Here is a 17,304-nt window from a genome sequence, read left to right on the forward strand (position 1 = left end):
GGGTCAGTCGTCGAACTCGTTGCCCGGGTCCTCCAGGCAGTAGACGCCGTACGCCCTGCCGAGGACGGGCAGGGCGACGTTGCGGACGCGGATGCCGCCGGGGGTCATGCCCTTCTCGGTGCCCTTGTGGGCGTGCCCGTGCAGGATGAGGTCGGCGCCCGCCGTGTCCACCGCCTCGGCCAGCAGGTAGCTGCCGAGGAAGGGGTAGATCTCCAGCGGCTCGCCCTCCAGCGTCTCCTTGATCGGGGAGTAGTGGGACAACACCACGCGCTGGTCGGCCACCAGCTCCTTGAGCCCGATCTTCCATGCCTCGGCGATGTAGCGCGTGTGGGAGATGAAGTTCTTGATCTCGCGCTCACCGAACTCGCTCGCGCTCTTGCCGGCGAAGCCGCCGCCGAACCCCTTGCCGCCGACCACGCCCAGCTTCCGGTCACCGCAGTGGATGACCGTGCCGTCGTCGTCGAGCACGATGACGCCGGCGTCGCGCAGCTCGCCGGCCAGCTCGTACTGGAGGTCGGAGTGGTAGTCGTGGTTGCCCAGGACGGCCACGGTGGGGATGGGCAGGCCACGCAGCTCGTCGGCGACGACGCGGCCCTCCTCCAGCGTGCCGTGCCGGGTGAGGTCGCCCGCCAGCATGAACACGTCGGCGCGCTCCTCGATGCCCTCAAGCCTGCGCCGGTACTGGCCCCTCATATCCTCGCCCAGGTGGATGTCGCCCACCGCCGCTATTCGCAGGTCAGTCAAGATGCTCGTCCTCCCCCGGCGCTGAGACTTCGACTATCCGGATCTCGTTGTGCAGGTGCAGCTCGGGCGCGGCCTCCCGCGCCACCTCGCCGAGCCTGTCGCGCTGCTCGGCTCCGCTCACCTGGCCACGCAGGAACAACTGGTCGCCGCGGACGTCGACCCGGATGCCGAGCTCGTGCGTGCGTCCGTCCTCGGCCAGCGCCTGTTGGACGCGGGCCGCGACGTACTGCGGAGCTTCCATCGTTCGCCTCCTTCTCTTGTCGCCGCATGCCCGGGGATTAAAGGCTCAAACGGCGCGTATTAGGTCGATAACGGCCCGTTCCACCGTCCCGTGGGTGGCGAGTTGCCCGTAATCGGCGTCCGCCCCGAGCTCTGTCAGCACCGCGCCGATCGTCCTGTCCTGGTCGTACGCCTCCACCACGCGCGGATCCACGTACGACGCCCGTGCCACGGTCGGCGTGTTGCCCAGGTACTCGGCCACCTCCCGCATCACCCGGGTCACGGCCCGCTTCCTGGCGGCGCCGCTCGCGGGGGCGTGCCTGGAGACCGCCAGGCCGACGGCGGCCAGGACGGTCGCGTGCCAGGTGCGGAAGTCCTTGGCGGTGACCTCGCACCCGACCAGTTCGCGCAGGTAGTCGTTGATGTCCTCGCTCCTGACGTCGTCCCAGCCGCCCTTCGCGCGGCGGTAGCGGAGCAGCTCGCCCTCCGTGCCGAGCGCCTTGAGCGTAGCTCTCGCCGCCGACCCTGAAGAACCCGACGTCCAGCAGGCGGGCGGCGGCGGCGAGCACCCGGTAGCGGTACTGCCTGCGTCCCGCCGCGTCCGTGCCGACGGCCTGGAGGTGGCCGTGCGGGGAGGGGCAGATCCAGACGTCCTTCCACGCCGGGGGGATGACGAGCGACCTGATGCGCCGCAGCGTCGTGCTGTCGCGCACCGGCCGCCCGTCCGGTCCTTCGTAGCCGAAGCCACGCCCGCGGCGACGCCTGACGATCCCCGGCTCACTCTGGTCACTGGGATGCAGCTCGGGCACGGAGGGCGGCTACCCAGGACGTTAGGCGACAAACAGGACGGGCAGGTGAGCGGCATGCCTGAGAACAACGATGACGGTAGATGGTACGAGACAGGTGACCGCAAGGGACATCCCATGGTGCCCGCCACACCGCGCGACGTGGTGCACATCAGGGTGGGCTCGTTCATCCTGGTGTTCCTCTTCGCGTTCGCGGTGCTCGGGCTGATCGCGCAGGCGCCGGTGATGACCGGGATCGCGGTCGTGTTGTTCGTGGTGACGATCGCCGACATCGCCATGGCGGTCCGGCGGGGGAAGCAACGAGGATCGGGAGAGGCAGGCTGAGCATCGACATGGCACCACTTCGAGGACGCGTGGTAGTGGTGACGGGCGCGAGCGGCGGGGTCGGCCGGGCGGTCGTCCGCGAGCTGGGAGCTCGCGGCGCGAGGGTGGCCCTGATCGCACGTGGAACGGCGGGCCTCGGCGCGGCCGCCGTGGACGTGGGGACGGCGGGCGGCGACGCCAAGGTCTACGAGGCGGACGTGGCCGACCACGAGCAGGTGAGGGCGGCGGCCGAACGCATCGAGGCGGAGATGGGACCGATCTCGGTCTGGATCAACACCGCTTTTTCATCGGTCTTCGCGAAATTTTCCGACATTTCGCCAGATGAGTTTGCTCGTACCACTTCGGTGACATACCTCGGCTACGTGTGGGGCACCAAGGTCGCCCTCGACCTCATGACCCCCCGCAACGCCGGGACGATCGTGCAGACCGGCTCCGCCCTGAGCCAGCGCGGCATCCCCCTGCAGTCGGCGTACTGCGGGGCCAAGCACGCCATCAAGGGTTTCACCGAGTCGCTCCGCACCGAACTCCTCGCCGACGGCGGCAACATCGACGTCACGCTGGTCCAGCTCCCGGCGGTCAACACCCCCCAGTTCGAGTGGGTGCTGTCCAAGCTGCGCCGGCACCCCCAGCCCGTACCCCCGATCTACCAGCCGGAGGTCGCGGCGCGCGCCATCGTGTACGCCGCCGAGCACCCCGGACGCAAGGAGTACTGGGTCGGCGCCAGCACCGCCGCCACCCTCGTGGCCCAGCGCATCGCCCCCGCCCTGGTGGACCGCTACCTGGCCAGGACCGGCATCGACTCCCAGCAGACCGACGACAAGCGGCCGAGCGGCGTGTCCAACCTCTGGGAACCGGCCGACGAGGACAAGGACTACGGCGCGCACGGAACCTTCGACCGCCGTTCCCACAGCCACAGCCCCCAGGTGTGGCTCTCCCAGCACCGCCGCGCCGTACTGCTGGCCGCGGCCGGCGCGGCGGCCACCCTGACGGCCGCCCGCCGCCTCACCCGCTGATCCCCGACCTGACCCCCGGCCTCGTCCCCTGCGCGGCGAGATGGCGTCAGGGCCGACTTAAGCGGCCCGCAGGGGGTAGGCGGCGTGAAACTCACGAGGGAGGGTCATGATGCCTGAACGCGATCTCCAGTACTTGACCGAACTGGCCGCACAACTGCGCGTCGACTCCGTACGCGCCGCAGCCGCGGCCGGTTCCGGGCACCCCACCTCGTCCATGTCGGCGGCGGACCTGATGGCCGTGCTGTTCTCCTGTCATCTGCGCTACGACTTCGAGCACCCCGACAACCCCGGCAACGACCATCTGATCTTCTCCAAGGGTCACGCCTCGCCCCTCCTCTACTCGCTCTACAAGGCGGCGAAGGTCATCGACGACGACGAGCTGCTGTCCTTCCGCCGCAGGGGAAGCCGTCTGGAGGGGCACCCCACCCCCCGGCTGCCCTGGGTGGACGTGGCCACCGGCTCGCTCGGGCAGGGGCTGCCGGTCGGCGTGGGCGTGGCGATGGCCGGGCGGCTGGAACGGCTGCCGTACCGGGTGTGGGTGTTGTGCGGTGACAGCGAGCTGGCCGAGGGGTCCATCTGGGAGGCGGCCGAGCACGCGGGCACCGAGGGGCTGGCCAATCTGACGGTGATCGTGGACGTGAACCGGCTCGGCCAGCGCGGCCCCACACGGCATGGATGGGACACGGGGGCGTACGCGCGCAGGTTCGGCGCGTTCGGCTGGCACACGATCGAGATCGACGGGCACGATCCCGGGCAGATCGACTTCGCGCTCGCCGACGCCGGCAACACCCGCCGCCGGCCCACCGTGATCCTGGCCAAGACCCGCAAGGGCGAAGGGGTCGTCGAGGTCGAGAACCGGGAGGGCGCGCATGGCAAGGCGCTCAAGGATCCCGACAAGGCCGTCGACGAGCTGGGCGGGCCGCGCAGCGTGCGGGTGGACGTGCAAAGGCCGGAGGGCGAGGCCGAGCCGTACCACTTCGACACCAGCCCGGCGGCGGTGCCGGAGTACCAGGTGGGCGAGCGGGCGGCGACCAGGACCGCGTTCGGCGCGGCGCTGGCGGCGCTCGGCGCGGCCCTGGTCGCCGTGGTGGCGCTGGACGGCGAGGTGGCCGACTCGACCAAGACCCAGGAGTTCGCCGAGGCGTTCCCCGAGCGGTTCTTCGAGATGTACATCGCCGAGCAGCAGCTCGTGGCGGCGGCCGTCGGCCTGGCGGTACGCGGCTGGATCCCGTACGCGGCGACCTTCGCGGCGTTCCTGACCAGGGCGCACGACTTCATCAGGATGGCCGGCGTGAGCCAGGCGTCGATCCGGCTGGTCGGCTCGCACGCGGGCGTGTCGATCGGCGAGGACGGCCCCTCGCAGATGGGCCTGGAGGACCTGGCCATGATGCGGGCCGTGTACGGCAGCACGGTGCTCTACCCGTGCGACGCCAACCAGGCGGCGGCACTCACCGTCGAGATGGCGGAGGTGTCAGGGGTGTCCTACCTGCGCACCACCCGAGGGGACACGCCGGTCATCTACCCGCCCGGCGAACGTTTCCCGGTGGGCGGCTCGCGGGTGCTCCGGCGCTCCGACGAGGACCGGGCCACGATCGTGGCGGCGGGGATCACGGTGCACGAGGCGCTGGCGGCGGCCGACGAGCTGAAGGACGCCGGCGTCCCGGTCGGCGTGATCGACCTGTACTCGGTCAAGCCGGTGGACGCGGCGGTGCTGGTGGAGGCGGCCACGACCACGGGCAACCTGATCACCGTCGAGGACCACCGGCTGGAGGGCGGGCAGGTCGACGCCGTGCTCGACGCCGTCAGCGAGCTCGGCCCGCGGGTGGTGAAGCTCGCGGTGACCGGGTTGCCCGGGTCGGCGACCCCGGAGGAACAGCTCGCGGACGCCCGCATAGACCGCCACGCGATCGCCGCGGCGGTCAAGCGGTTGTTGTGAAGGAACTAGCGGGCCTTCGTCGTGGCCTTCGTCGTCGTGGCCTTCTTCGTCGTGGCCTTCGTCGTCGTGGCCTTCGCCATGGCCTTCGTAGCGGCCTTGGTCGTGGCCCTCCTGTTGGCCTTCTTGATGGCGTCCACCAGTTCCTTCTTGGTCATCCTGGATCGGCCGACCACCCCGAGCCTGGACGCCACGCCCTGCAAGTGCTCCTTGCTGGCGTTGGCGTCCACGCCTTCGGCGGTCCTGCCGGAGCGGGCGGCGCCCTTGTCGGACGGTCCCTTCTGCTCCTTGGGCTCCCAGTGGTCCCCGACCTTCTCGAAGGAGTGCTTGAGCGCGGCGAACGCGGTCATGTGCGCGCGCCGGCCCTCTCCGTACTCCCGGACGGCGGAGTCATGGGCCTTGACCCACGTGTTCTGTGCCTTCTTCGGCGAACGCTTGATGGTCGACGGCAGCTCGATGACAGCTGGCATGTCGATTCACCTCCTAGATCGGCGGTTCGTCGTAATGGCGGCGCTCCTCGTAGACCGTGGTCCTGCGGGTCTCCGGCTCCTCGTAGATGTCGTGCCGGTGCACCGGCTCGTCGATGGGGCCGACCGCCCTGCGGGTGACGCTGATCCGGTAGATGCCGAACAGCAGCCCCGCCAGGCCACCGAGCATGAGGATGACGCCGACGACGTTGATGTCGAGGCCGGCGAGGTCGAACTCGACGGCCCAGGTGAGGATCGCACCGAGCATGATGAGGATGATGCTTCCGGCGATGGTCATCAGATTTACCTCCTTGACACGAAGGAACCTCTATCCACATGTCGAAAAACAAACCAGTCGTGGTGATCGGGCTGATGGGATCGGGTAAGACGACCGCGGGCCGGCTCATCGCCGCCGCGCTGGGCCTCCCGTTCACCGACAGCGACCCGTTCCTGGAGAAGGAGCACGGCGGCACGGCGGCGCAGATCGCCGGCCGCGAAGGGGCCGACGCGCTCCACCGGTACGAGGCCGAGCACGTGCTGGCGGCGCTGGCGGGCGAGCCGAAGGTGATCGCGGCGGCGGCCAGCACGGTCGAGGACCCCCGGGTGCGTGCGGCGTTGCGCGAGGCGTTCGTGCTCTGGGTGGACGCCGACGACGCCCTCCTGGCCGAACGCATGGAGTCGGGCGCGCACCGCCCGGAGTTCCACCCGGCGGCGATGCGGGCCCGGCGCGAACGCTACTTCCGGCAGGTGGCGGACCTGACCTGCGACGTCGGCGTGCAGACCCCCGAGGAGGTACGCGACGAGGTGTTGCGGAAAATGAGTTTGCCCGGCGGTGACCAGGGCTGATACCCAGAAGGGATGTTCGCTGAGAAACCCACCTTGAAGGGGGAGCGCGTCACGTTGCTCCCCGTTGGCCCTGAGCACGTCGAGGGCCTGTTCACGCTGGTCAGCGATCCGGAGGTGGCCCGCCTGACAGGCTCGCACGGCGAGATCGACCACGAGGCGGCCCGCCAGTGGTACACCACGAGAGGGGACCATGCCGACCGCCTCGACCTGGCGATCATGGCCGACGACGAGTACGTGGGCGAGATCGTGCTCAACGAGCTCAACCGGCACAACCTGTCGTGCAACCTGCGCATCGCGCTGCTCGGCTCCCGGGTCTTCGGCAAGGGCTACGGCACCGAGGCGATCGAGCTGCTCCTCGACCACGCCTTCGCCACGACGCCGCTGCACCGGATCAGCCTCGGCGTCTACGCCTTCAACGACCGGGCCCGGCACGTCTACAAGAAGATCGGCTTCGTCGAGGAGGGCGTGCTGCGGGACGACCTGCTGTGGGACGGCGAGTGGCACGACGCCGTGACGATGTCGGTGCTGCGGCCGGAATGGCAGGCAAGATCCAGGAAGCTGGCATAATGATCATGACGCATGGGTCCCCCGAGGCGCGCGGGGGACCTGTGGTCATTCCCCGCAACCAACGGCCCTTCCGGCGCATCTAAGCATCAGTGACGATGCGTTTGGTGCCTGGTGATCCAGAGAGGTTGGGCGGCTTCTGGCTGGCCGCCCGCCTCGGCGCGGGCGCGCGCGGCATCGTCTACGACGCCTACGACGACGAGGGCCGCCGTTACGCGGTCAAGGTGCCGCGGGTCGAGGTCGAGCCCGTCGAGCGACTGACCTGCCCCCATCTGGCCGAGGTGGTCGCCTCCGGGGTCGAGCGCGGCATCCCGTACGTGGTGAGCGAGTTCGTCGACGGGCCCGACCTGCGGCAGGCGGTCGAGCGCCATGGGCCGTACCAGGGCGAGGAGCTGGCGGCGCTGGCCGCGGCGCTGGCCGGGGCCCTGCGGGCACTGCACGCGGCCGGGCTGACCCATCGTGACCTGCGGCCGGAGAGCGTGCTGCTGGCCGCGGGCGGTCCCAAGGTGATCGACCTACGGGTGGCGGCCGGGGGGCCGCTGGAGGCGACGTGCACGTACCTCGCCCCCGAGATCCTGACCGGGAGCGGGCACGAGCCGGCGACGGACGTGTTCTCCTGGGGGGCCGTGGTGCTCTACGCGGCCACGGGCTGCGATCCGTTCGCCGGCCGGAGCCTGGGCGGGGTGCTCCACCGCCTGCTGACCGTCGACGACGACCTCAGCGCCCTGCCCGACGGGCTGCGCGACCTGGTCGGGCGCGCGCTGGCCAAGAATCCCGCCGACCGTCCGGCGGCTGAGGAGCTGCTGGTCGAGGCCGACGCCGGCGCGCTGCGCCCGCCGCAGGGCGTGGCCGGGCGCGGGTCGCTCGGCGAGCTGGCCGAGGCGGTCTACGCCGGGCTCACGCCCCGCCAGCAGGAGGCGGTGCCGGGGCTGCTGCTGCGGCTCATGGACGGTGACGAGCCCCACGACGAGGGCGGCGTGCTGGCCCCTCTCATGGAGGCCGGGCTGCTCGTGCGCCGCAGCGTACGGGTGCCGCCGACCGAGACGCCGGTCGGCAAGCTGGTGGCCGTGCGCGACGACCGGGTGGCGCCGGCCAGCGCCGCGCTCTACCGGGCCTGGCCCCGGCTGCGCGGCTGGGTGGCCGACGAGCGCGACGGCCTGCCCGTGCACCGGGAGCTGCGCCTGGCCGCGGCCCGGTGGTCGCGGCGCCGGCGCGGGCGTTCCTACCTCTACCGGGGCGACCGGCTCGACACCGTGCTCGGCTGGGCCGCGGCCAAGCGCCGCCACCTGCGCCTCAGCCAGCTCGAACGCGACTTCATCGGCGCGAGCGTGGCCCTGTCCAAGCAGCGCAGGCGGTTGTTGCGGCCCTCGCTGGCGACCCTGGCCGCGGCCCTGGCCGTCGCGGTGTCGATGTCGGCCGTGTCGCTGAGCGGCGAGCAGGAGCTGCGCGGCCGGCTGCTGGAGGCGAACGCGCGGGCCGTGGCCGCCCGCGCCGAGGCGCTGCGCTCCTCCGACCCGCGTACGGCGATGCGGCTGAGCGTGGCCGCCTGGCGGATGTCGCCGGTGTTCGAGGCGCGGGCGGCGTTGCAGGCCTCGCTCGCGCAGCCCGAGCTGGGCGTGTTCACCGACCCGGCGGCCGACGAACGGGCCCGCTACCTGCTGCGCGGCGACGAGCTGGTCAGATGGCAGGCCGGCACGCTGGTCGTCTGGGACGTCCGGAGCGGACGGCAGCTCGCCTCCCGCCCGCTCCCCGAGGGCAGCGCCGCGCTGAGCGAGGACGGCCGGTACGCCGAGGGCCCTGGCGGGCGGCCCGTCGAGGTGGCCACCGGCCGGCCCCCGGACGCCGGGACGTACACGATCACCGACGGCAACAGGACCAGGGTCTACCGGGGCGGCGAGGTGCTGCTCGACGTGACCGACCGCCGGGTGGCGGTGTCCCGCGACGGTGGCCGGGCCGCGATCTCCGCCCTGGACGGCCGGGTCGAGTTGTGGGAGCTGCCGGGCCGTACCAAGGTGCGGGAGATCACCGTACGGCCGCCGGCCGGGCCGGACCGGTCGGCGCCGCCCGTGGCGTTCAGCCCCGACGGCCGCACCCTCGCCGTCGCGGGCCGCGACGGCGTGACCCTCCTCACGCCCGCAGGCGGCGGCTCCCGGCCGGCCGCGCCCGCCGACGCCCCCGTCAGCGCGTACGCCGCCACGTCCACCGCGGAGGCGGGCGACGGCCCGAGCCTGGCGGACACCTCCGCCGGCACGCCCGTGTTCAGCCCCGACGGCAGCCTGCTCGCCCTCCCCGGCCGGGACGAGGTACGCGTCTGGCGAGTCGCCGACCGGCGGCTGGCCGGCGCCTACCGCTTCCGCGGCGAGCAGCACGGCGGCCTGGCCTTCTCCTCAGACGGCCGCACGCTGCGCTACCTGAGCGGCCTGGGCTCGGTCGTCTCGCTCGACGTCTCCGGCCTGCCCGCCCCCTCCCCCGGCGTCCGCACCGCCGCGTTGTCGAGCGACGGCCGGGTCGCGGCCAAGGAGGTCGGTGACGCCATCCGGCTCACGGACGTGGTGGCGCGCAAGCCCCTGGCCGAGATCGCCGCCACCGGCGACGTGGCCTTCGACGCCGACGGCAGGCTGCTGGCCGTGGCCGGCGACCCGGTCACCGTCTGGGAGGCGTCGGGCGGCAAGAGGGTGGCCGCCATCGACGCGGGCGGGGACGTGCCGGCCGTGGCCCTGTCCCCCGGCGGCGACACGCTGGCCACCGCCCGCGGCAGGCGGCTGGAGACCTGGGACGTGCGCGCGGGCCGCCGGATCAAGGTCTACGAGGGGGCCGGCGACCTGGCGATGGCCTTCAGCCCCGACGGCTCGACCCTCGCCTCGGGCACCAGCCTGCTCGACCTGCGTACGGGCCAGGTCACCCCGCTCGTCCCCGGCACGGCCGAGCCCACCGCGCTCGCCTTCTCCCCCGACGGCCGCACGCTGGCCCTCGGGCTCGGCGGCGGGCGCGTGGAGTTGTGGGACGTCCGCGGGCGCCAGCGGGCCGGCGTCGTCGAGACCGGTTCGGCCCCCGTCCGCGACCTGCGGTTCTCCCCCGGCGGCGACCTGCTGGCGGTCGACGCCGAACGCACCTCCCTGTGGGACGCCGGCACGTTGCGCGAGGTCGGCCAGGTCGGATCCGGGGCCGAGGGGGTCGCCTTCAGCCCGGACGGCCGCAGGCTGCGCGGCGTGGCGGCCGACGGCACCGTACGCGAGAGCCCGGTCGATCCGGCGCTCACGGCGCAGGAGGTGTGCGCCCGCGCGGGCGGTGCGCTCAGCCAGGACGAGTGGAGCCGCCTGATCCCGGAGAGCGACTACCAGGACGCCTGCTGAGCCGGTCGGCCGGTCAGGACGCGGGGTAGGTCTTCAGCACCCGTCCCCGGGCGTCGGCCACCAGGTAGCCCGTGCGGTAGTCGTCGCTCAGGTAGACGAGCAGCACCTGCCTGGTGCTGGTGAACACGAAGTCGGGATCGACGATGATGTAGCGCGACTTGGGCTTGCGCACACCGAGCGTGCTTTCCGCCTTCTTGAACAGGGCGGGCAGGGCGTCCCAGTTGAACTTGGCCAGGTCGACGGTGGGTGTGCGCACCGTGGAGCCGCTGCCGTCGCGGGTGGCGACGCCGTCGCGATAGGAGTAGCGGTCGTAGACTCCCGGGTCGTTCTTGAGCGGGGCCTCGGCGGAGGCGTACGTCGGGTAGATGACCATCCGTACGACCTTGGTGCCGCCCATGACCGGCTTGAGCGCCTTGATCGCGGCGCCGGCGCCGGCGGCGGTGAGCAGGTTCTCCGGCTGGGGCTCCGGCTCGTCGGGCTGCTTCGAGCCCTGGACGTCGACGGTCTCCCTGGGGGTGACGGGCGGCTCACCCGTCTGGACGGCCGGGCCCAGGCCGCCGCGCCCGTCCGGGAGCAGCGCCCAGACCAGCACCCCGGTCACCGCCAGCGCGCCCACGGAGGCCGTCACCGCCGCGATCGGCGAACGCCGGGAGCGGCGCGACGACACGGTCCCGGCCTGCGAGTCCGACGGCCCCCACGGCGGCACGGTCGCCCCCTGCCTGGGCCCGTGCTGCATGGGCCCGTGCTGCATCGGCCCGTGCTGCATCGGCCCGTGCTGGACCGGCGCCCCCTGCATCGGCGCGTGCTGGACCGGTGGGGGAGGTTGCGGGGTGAAGCCGTGAGGGGCGGAGGGCGGGTCGGTGACGCCGGCGAGCATGCGGTCGAGGGTCTCGGCGTCGGGGCGGCCCGCCGGGTCGCGGCGCAGCAGGGCGTTCAGCACGAGACCGAGCGGCCCGGCCCGCTCCGCCGGCGGCACCTCCTGGTTGAGCACCGCGGCCAGCGTCGCCAGCGTGGTGCTCCTGCGCAGCGGGTGGCGGCCCTCGACGGCGACGTACAGCAGCATGCCGAGCGACCACAGGTCGGAGGCCGGGTCGCCCTCGTGGCCGTTGATGCGCTCGGGCGCCATGTACTCGGGCGAGCCGATGAACGACCCGGTCGCCGTCAGGCTGGTCGACTCGCGCACGGCGGCGATGCCGAAGTCGGTGAGCACCGAGCGGCCGTCCTCGCGCAGCAGCACGTTGGCGGGCTTGACGTCGCGGTGCTGGATGCCGACCGTGTGCGCGGCGCGCAGCGCCGACAGCACCTCGCGGCCCAGGCGGGCGGCCTCCCAGGGCGACATCGGGCCGCGCGCGAGGCGGTCCTGGAGCGAGCCGCCGGTGACCAGCTCCATGACGATCCACGGGTAGCCCTCGCCACCCGGATCGACGATGTGGTGGATGGTGGCGACGTGCGGGTGGTTGAGCCGGGCCAGCGCGCGGGCCTCGCGCAGCACCCTGGCCCGCAGCTCCCGGGCGGCCTCCGGATCGTGCTCCTCGAACGCCGGATCGGGCGGGCGTACCTCCTTCAGCGCGACCTCGCGGTGGAGGGCGGTGTCCCAGGCGCGCCACACCAGGCCCATGCCACCGCCGCCGAGCCTCTCGGTCAGCTCGAAGCGGTTGTCGATCACGCGTCTGTGCATGAAGAGCAGCGTAGAGCCGCGCCGCCGTCGCCGTCATCCGGCAGCCGCACCCGCCGCCCGTGAGCCGTTGCGGGCTGGTTAGATGGGCGCCATGAACGCAGGCGATCACCAGCTCGGCATCTACCTGGCGGGCATGCTCGAAGGGCGTACGCCCGAGCTGACCACCGACCTGGCCGCCCTGGAGAACGCGGCCAGGAAGGTGCTCTCACCCGAGGCGCTCGGCTACATCGTGCCCAGCGCGGGCAGCGGCTCGCCCGGCCGCGCCAACCTGGAGGCGTTCGAGCGGCGCAGGATCGTGCCTCGGATGTTGCGCGGGGTCGAGCGGCAGCGCGACCTGTCGTGCGAGGTGCTGGGCACCCGGATGCCGGCGCCGGTGCTGGTCGCGCCGATGGGCGTGCAGACGCTGGCCCACGAGGAGGGCGAGCTCGCCACCGTACGGGCCGCGGCCGCGGTCGGCGTCCCGTACGTGCACTCGACGGCGGCCGCCCACGACTTCGAGCAGGTGGCGGCGGCGGACGGGGACGCGCCGCGCTGGTACCAGCTCTACTACCCGACCGACCGCGACGTGTGCGTCAGCTTCCTGCGCCGGGCCAGGGCGACCGGCCACTCGGTGCTGGTGGTCACGCTGGACACGACGCTGCTCGGCTGGCGTCCGGCCGACCTCGACCGCGGCTACCTGCCGTTCCTGGCCGGCACCGGCATCGCCAACTACCTGAGCGACCCCTCCTTCGCCGGCGTGGACAACCCGGTCACGCATTGGGCGGGCATGTTCCCCAACCCGGGCCTGAGCTGGGACGACCTGCCGTTCCTGCGCGACCACTGGGACGGCCCGATCGTGCTCAAGGGCATCATGAGCACCGAGGACGCCCGCCTGGCCGCCGAGCACGGCATGGACGGGATCGTGGTGTCCAACCACGGCGGCCGCCAGGTGGACGGCGCCCTCGCCGCGCTCGACGCACTGCCCGGCATCGCCGAGGCGGTCGGCGACCGGCTGACGGTGTTGTTCGACTCGGGCGTGCGCACCGGCGCCGACGTGGTCAAGGCGCTCGCGCTGGGCGCGAAGGCGGTGCTGGTCGGCCGTCCCGTGCTGTACGGCCTGGCCCTCGGCGGGCAGGCGGGCGTCGAGCACGTACTGCGCTGCCTGCTGGGCGAACTGGACATCACGCTCGCCCTGTCCGGCTACTCCGCCCCCGGCGAGCTCGGGCCCGGCGCGCTGGCCGGATGAGCCGCTGTCACGAGGTCATTGCGGTCTGGGACAGGCCGCAATAGCCCCTACCTTTGTCCCTATGGATCCCCTCATCTCCCGTCGTGCGCTCAACCGGGCCACGCTCGACCGGCAACTTCTGCTGCGCCGCACCGGCTGGAGCGTGCCCGAGGTCGTCGAGCACGTCGGCGGCCTCCAGGCGCAGACCCCCCACACCTGGTACGTCGGGTTGTGGAACCGTGTCGAGGGGCTCAAGCCCGAGGACGCCTCCGACCTGCTGGCCGGCCGCGAGCTCGTCCGGATCGCGTTGCAACGGTCCACCATCCACCTGGTCACCGCCCGCGACTGCCTGGCCATGCGGCCGCTGTTGCAGGTCGTCACCGAGCGCATGACCCGTACGACGTTCGGCAAGCGGCTGGCGGGCGTCGATCTCGACGAGCTGGCCGCGACCGGGCGGGCGCTGCTGGAGGAGCGTCCCATGACGTTCGCCGACCTCGGGCGGGCGCTGGCCGAGCGGTGGCCGGACAACGACCCGCACGCGCTCGGCCAGGGCGTGCGCTGGCTGCTGCCGCTGGTGCAGGTGCCGCCGCGCGGGTTGTGGGGCAGGAGCGGGCCGGTCGCGCACACCACCGCCGAGTCGTGGCTGGCCGCCGCCGAGGTGCCGCCGATGAGCCCCGCCGAGCTGGTACGCCGCTACCTGGCCGCCTTCGGCCCCGCCTCGGTGCAGGACGCGCAGACCTGGTCGGGGCTGACCCGGCTGGGCGAGGTCGTCGAGTCCATGGACCTGGTCCGGTTCAGGGACGACTCGGGCCGGACGTTGTACGACCTGCCGGACGCGGTCCGGCCGCCGGAGGACGTACCGGCTCCCGTCCGGCTGATGTACGACTTCGACAACCTGTTCCTGTCGCACGCCGACCGCTCCCGGGTGATCAGCGAGCGCGGCGCGGCCGTCATGCAGGAGTCGTTCATGGGCACGAACGTGATCCCCCGGATCATCCTCGTGGACGGCGTCACCGCCGGCGACTGGACGGTGACCAGGGCCAAGGGCCTCTCCACGCTGAACGTCCACCAGTGGACGCCGTTCGGCGCGCTGGACGAGGTCGAGGAGGAGGCGCGGCGGCTGCTGGAGTTCCTGGCCCCCGGCGACAAGCACGACGTCTCAGTCCTTGACCGCCCCTCCAAGCCCTGACACGAGCCGCCGCTGCACCGCCACGAAGAAGATCAGCACCGGGATCGTCATCAGCGTCGAGGCCGCCATGATCCCGCCCCAGTCGTTGCCGTCGGGCTTGAAGAAGACGAGCAGCGCCGCGGGCAGGGTCTGGTTGTCCTTGGCCGAGATGATGAACGTCCTGGCGAAGACGAAGTCGTTCCAGGCGGTGATGAAGGAGAACACACTGGTCGCCACCAGTCCGGGCGCGACCAGCGGGAACAGGATGCGCCACAGGACGGTCGCGCGCCCGGCCCCGTCGATCATCGCCGCCTCCTCCAGCGCCTCGGGCACCCCGGCGACGAACCCGCGCAACATCCAGACCGCGAACGGCATCGTGAACGCGAGCTGCACCACGATCAGCGAGGCCAGCGTGTTGAGCAGCCCCAGGTCCCTGACCACGAAGAACAGCGGGATCGTCAGCGCCTCGACCGGCACCATCTGCGCGATCAGGAACATGATCAGCACGGTGGTCCTGAACCGGAAGGCGAACCTGGTCACGGCCACCGCCGCGAGGAAGGCGATCCCGGCCGACAACACCACCACGACGAGCGCCACGATCGCGCTGTTGAGCAGGTAGCGGGCGAAGTTCTCGCCGGTGAGCACGTGGACGAAGTTGTCCAGCGTCGGGTGCGACGTCCACGGCCTGACCTCCAGCGACTGGATCTCGCCCGCGGGCTTGAACGCCGACAGGACCATCCAGTACAGCGGGAACGCGGTGAGGAGGGCGACCACCAGCGCGACCGTGTTGGGCAGGAGTCGTCGGTTCACAGGCGTTCCCCACTGCGCCGCAGCGCCCGGATGTAGAACAGGGTGATCACGAGCAGGATCAGCGTCATGACGACCGCGATGGCCGAGCCGAGGCCGTACTCGGAGGAGCCGAAGGCGGTCTGGTAGGCGTAGACGTTGAGCACGGTGTTCTGCCCGGCCACGCCGCCGCCGTTGGTCATCACGTAGATCTGGGTGAAGACCTTGAAGTCCCAGATCACCGACTGGATGACCACGATCGTGACCAGGGGCCGCAACATGGGCACGATGATGCGCCGGAAACCCTGCCAGGCCGTGGCTCCGTCGAGCGCGGCGGCCTCCAGCACCGAGGCCGGGATGGCGCGGATGCCGGCGTACAGAGTGATCATCACCAGCGGGAACGAGTGCCACACGATCGTCGCCCCGACCACGCCGAAGGTGACCCACCGGTCGTAGAACCAGTTGAACCCGTCGATGCCGAGCACCTGGTTGACCAGGCCGAGGTCGGCGTCGAACAGGAACATCCACACGGTCGAGCCGGTCATCGCGGGCGCCGCCCACGCGCCGAGCGCCGCCAGCGACAGGGCCGTCCTGGGCACGGGCCCGGTCCTGGTCAGCAGCACGGCCAGGGCCGCGCCGACGGCCAGCGTCGCGGCGACCAGCACCGCCGCGAACCCCACGGTCTGGGCCAGCACCTCCCAGAACCGGCCGTCGCCGAGCAGCCCGGCGTAGTTGCCGAACCCGACGAACGTGCTCGGCTGCCCGCCGCTGACCTGCGCCTGCCGGTAGTCGAAGACCGACAGCAGGCCGAGCATGTAGACCGGGTAGCCGAACAGCGGGATCAGCACGGCCGCCGCGGGCAGCAGGTAGAGCCAGGGACGCCCGCGGCGGACGGTCGTACCTCGGCTCACGAGCGGCCGAAGGCGGTCTTGACGGCCGCGGCCGCCTCGGTGGTGGCCTGCTCGACGGTGGACTGCCCGGTCGCGACCTTCTGCAGCATGGTGGGGATGACCTTGCCGTTGTCGATCTTCACCCAGGCGGGGTCGATCGGCACGAACCTGGTGCCCTTGGCCACCGTGTCGAGGAACGGCTTGACGAACGGGTCCTTGGCCGCCAGCTCATCGCGGGCCGAGGTGAGCGTCGGCAGGTTGCCCATGGCGTCGTACATCTTGGCCTGGTACGCCTTGCCGCCCAGGAGCTTGACGAAGTCGACGGCCAGAGTGCGGTGGCCGGCGTTCTTCAGCACGCCCAGGTTGTTGCCGCCGGCGAAGGCGGGTGCGATCGAGCCCTCGGCCGCGCCGGGCAGCGGGACGACCGCGTACTTGCCGGCGGCGGCGCCCGCGTCCACGGCCGAGCGGCTGAAGTTGCCGAGGATGCCCATCGCGGCCTTGCCGCCGGCGAACAGCTCGACGGTCTTGCCGCCGGTCAGCGAGACGCACGCCTGCGGCGGGCAGACGTCGTCGCTCAGCAGGTCCGTGTACGCCTTGACGCCCGCGCGCGACTGCGGCGAGTCGAGCGAGGTGATGTCGCCGCCGGCGTCCCAGACGAAGGGCAGGGCGCCGAAGGTGTACTCGCCGCCGACGGCGATGCCGTACAGGTCGGGCTTCTTCTTGCGGATCGTGCGGGCGGCCTCGGTCAGGGCGGCCGTGGACGTGGGCGGCTTGAGTCCCAGCTCGTCGAAGACGTCGGTGCGGTAGTAGAGGGCGCGGATGCCGATGAACCAGGGCAGACCGTACTGCTTGCCCTGGACGGAGGCCGACTTGACCAGGTCGCCGGTCCGGTCGAGGCCCTGGAGATCGGCGGAGAGGTCGGCGAAGCCGCCGGCGGCGGCGTACTCGGCGAGGTCGGTGTTGCCGTACTCGGCGACGTCGGGGGAACTGGCCGGGTCGTTGAAGGCGCCCTTGAACTTCTCGTGCCGGGCGGGCGTGGTCGGGATGTAGGTGACCTCGACCTTGACGTCGGCATGGGCGGCGGTGAACTCCTTGATCGCCTCGTTGACGACCTTGTCCTTGGGTGCGCGGTTGGGTTCGTCGAAGAGCCAGACACGCAACGTCCCCGTCCTCTCGTCGCCGCCGCTGGAGGCGGGAGCGGTCGAGGGTGCGCAGGCGGCCAGCGTGAGCAGTGCCGTTCCGGCCGCGGCAAAGTAAAGAAACTTCACTATTACCTCCTGAGCGCAGACACTAGGAACCCGTCCAGGAG

The 17,304-nt window shown here is 71.9% G+C and carries 17 protein-coding genes and 1 pseudogene; 8 read left to right on the plus strand and 10 right to left on the minus strand.

The features are described 5' to 3' along the window. Positions 1-3: 3 nt before the first annotated feature. From DMB42_RS23010 to DMB42_RS56395, 4 genes and pseudogenes are all read right to left on the minus strand, one after another. Positions 4-744, minus strand: a complete 741-nt coding sequence (locus DMB42_RS23010; RefSeq protein ID WP_125637059.1) for a metallophosphoesterase — start codon at positions 742-744, stop codon at positions 4-6. Next, positions 737-985, minus strand: a complete 249-nt coding sequence (locus tag DMB42_RS23015) for a BON domain-containing protein (RefSeq protein WP_125637060.1) — start codon at positions 983-985, stop codon at positions 737-739. Before DMB42_RS23015 ends, DMB42_RS23010 begins: the two co-directional genes overlap by 8 nt. A 45-nt stretch (positions 986-1,030) precedes the next feature. Then, the gene (locus DMB42_RS56390; RefSeq protein WP_396983361.1) at positions 1,031-1,441 is read right to left on the minus strand and encodes a hypothetical protein; all 411 of its coding nucleotides are present in this window, start codon (positions 1,439-1,441) and stop codon (positions 1,031-1,033) included. A gap of 181 nt (positions 1,442-1,622) precedes the next feature. Next, positions 1,623-1,772 (minus strand): annotated as a pseudogene (locus DMB42_RS56395) (DNA topoisomerase IB); the annotation flags it as partial. Positions 1,773-1,886: 114 nt separating this feature from the next. Here DMB42_RS56395 and DMB42_RS23025 point away from each other — a divergent pair. The 3 genes from DMB42_RS23025 to DMB42_RS23035 all read left to right on the plus strand — a co-directional run bounded on the left by DMB42_RS23025 (position 1,887) and on the right by DMB42_RS23035 (position 5,042). Continuing rightward, the gene (locus DMB42_RS23025) at positions 1,887-2,093 is read left to right on the plus strand and encodes a hypothetical protein (protein WP_125637061.1); all 207 of its coding nucleotides are present in this window, start codon (positions 1,887-1,889) and stop codon (positions 2,091-2,093) included. A gap of 8 nt (positions 2,094-2,101) precedes the next feature. After that, positions 2,102-3,106, plus strand: a complete 1,005-nt coding sequence (locus DMB42_RS23030) for an SDR family oxidoreductase (RefSeq protein WP_125637062.1) — start codon at positions 2,102-2,104, stop codon at positions 3,104-3,106. Positions 3,107-3,212: 106 nt separating this feature from the next. Further along, positions 3,213-5,042 (plus strand): transketolase, encoded by a 1,830-nt coding sequence (locus DMB42_RS23035; RefSeq protein WP_260477879.1) that lies wholly within the window; start codon positions 3,213-3,215, stop codon positions 5,040-5,042. Positions 5,043-5,047: 5 nt separating this feature from the next. Here the strand turns inward: DMB42_RS23035 and DMB42_RS23040 are convergent, their stop codons facing one another. Together DMB42_RS23040 and DMB42_RS23045 are read right to left on the minus strand one after the other, a co-directional pair. Further along, on the minus strand, positions 5,048-5,509 hold the full coding sequence (locus tag DMB42_RS23040; RefSeq protein ID WP_125637063.1) for a ChaB family protein: 462 nt from the start codon (positions 5,507-5,509) through the stop codon (positions 5,048-5,050). A 13-nt stretch (positions 5,510-5,522) separates the two neighbouring features. Next, positions 5,523-5,804: a hypothetical protein gene (locus DMB42_RS23045; RefSeq protein WP_125637064.1), complete on the minus strand. Its 282-nt coding sequence runs from the start codon at positions 5,802-5,804 to the stop codon at positions 5,523-5,525. Positions 5,805-5,842: 38 nt separating this feature from the next. On the opposite strand from DMB42_RS23045, the gene DMB42_RS23050 reads away from it, so the two are divergent. From DMB42_RS23050 to DMB42_RS23060, 3 genes are all read left to right on the plus strand, one after another. Beyond that, positions 5,843-6,352 carry a shikimate kinase gene (locus DMB42_RS23050; protein ID WP_260477880.1) on the plus strand — a complete coding sequence of 170 codons (510 nt, stop codon included), beginning with the start codon at positions 5,843-5,845 and terminating at the stop codon, positions 6,350-6,352. Between the two features lie 12 nt (positions 6,353-6,364). Beyond that, positions 6,365-6,919, plus strand: a complete 555-nt coding sequence (locus DMB42_RS23055) for a GNAT family N-acetyltransferase (RefSeq protein WP_125637065.1) — start codon at positions 6,365-6,367, stop codon at positions 6,917-6,919. Positions 6,920-7,023: 104 nt separating this feature from the next. Further along, the gene (locus tag DMB42_RS23060; protein ID WP_185844819.1) at positions 7,024-10,269 is read left to right on the plus strand and encodes a serine/threonine-protein kinase; all 3,246 of its coding nucleotides are present in this window, start codon (positions 7,024-7,026) and stop codon (positions 10,267-10,269) included. A 13-nt stretch (positions 10,270-10,282) separates the two neighbouring features. Here the strand turns inward: DMB42_RS23060 and DMB42_RS23065 are convergent, their stop codons facing one another. Continuing rightward, positions 10,283-11,947 carry a serine/threonine-protein kinase gene (locus DMB42_RS23065; protein ID WP_185844820.1) on the minus strand — a complete coding sequence of 555 codons (1,665 nt, stop codon included), beginning with the start codon at positions 11,945-11,947 and terminating at the stop codon, positions 10,283-10,285. Positions 11,948-12,038: 91 nt separating this feature from the next. Between DMB42_RS23065 and DMB42_RS23070 the strand changes: the two genes are divergently transcribed. Beyond that, positions 12,039-13,172, plus strand: a complete 1,134-nt coding sequence (locus tag DMB42_RS23070) for an alpha-hydroxy-acid oxidizing protein (protein WP_125637067.1) — start codon at positions 12,039-12,041, stop codon at positions 13,170-13,172. Positions 13,173-13,233: 61 nt separating this feature from the next. After that, positions 13,234-14,340, plus strand: a complete 1,107-nt coding sequence (locus tag DMB42_RS23075; RefSeq protein ID WP_125637068.1) for a winged helix DNA-binding domain-containing protein — start codon at positions 13,234-13,236, stop codon at positions 14,338-14,340. On the opposite strand, the gene DMB42_RS23080 is transcribed toward DMB42_RS23075, so the two are convergent. From DMB42_RS23080 to DMB42_RS23090, 3 genes are read right to left on the minus strand one after another with little or no spacing between them, the layout of a single operon-like run. Further along, positions 14,311-15,129 (minus strand): carbohydrate ABC transporter permease, encoded by an 819-nt coding sequence (locus DMB42_RS23080; protein ID WP_229823705.1) that lies wholly within the window; start codon positions 15,127-15,129, stop codon positions 14,311-14,313. The two genes, DMB42_RS23075 and DMB42_RS23080, sit on opposite strands and share 30 nt — an antisense overlap. After that, the gene (locus DMB42_RS23085) at positions 15,126-16,016 is read right to left on the minus strand and encodes a carbohydrate ABC transporter permease (protein ID WP_125637069.1); all 891 of its coding nucleotides are present in this window, start codon (positions 16,014-16,016) and stop codon (positions 15,126-15,128) included. The genes DMB42_RS23080 and DMB42_RS23085 overlap by 4 nt, the downstream gene beginning before the upstream one ends. Then, complete coding sequence (locus tag DMB42_RS23090) at positions 16,013-17,263, minus strand: extracellular solute-binding protein (protein WP_125637070.1); 1,251 nt, start codon at positions 17,261-17,263, stop codon at positions 16,013-16,015. Before DMB42_RS23090 ends, DMB42_RS23085 begins: the two co-directional genes overlap by 4 nt. Positions 17,264-17,304: the final 41 nt, after the last annotated feature.

Source organism: Nonomuraea sp. WAC 01424 (assembly GCF_003947315.1).
Classification (GTDB): Bacteria; Actinomycetota; Actinomycetes; order Streptosporangiales; family Streptosporangiaceae; genus Nonomuraea; species Nonomuraea spiralis.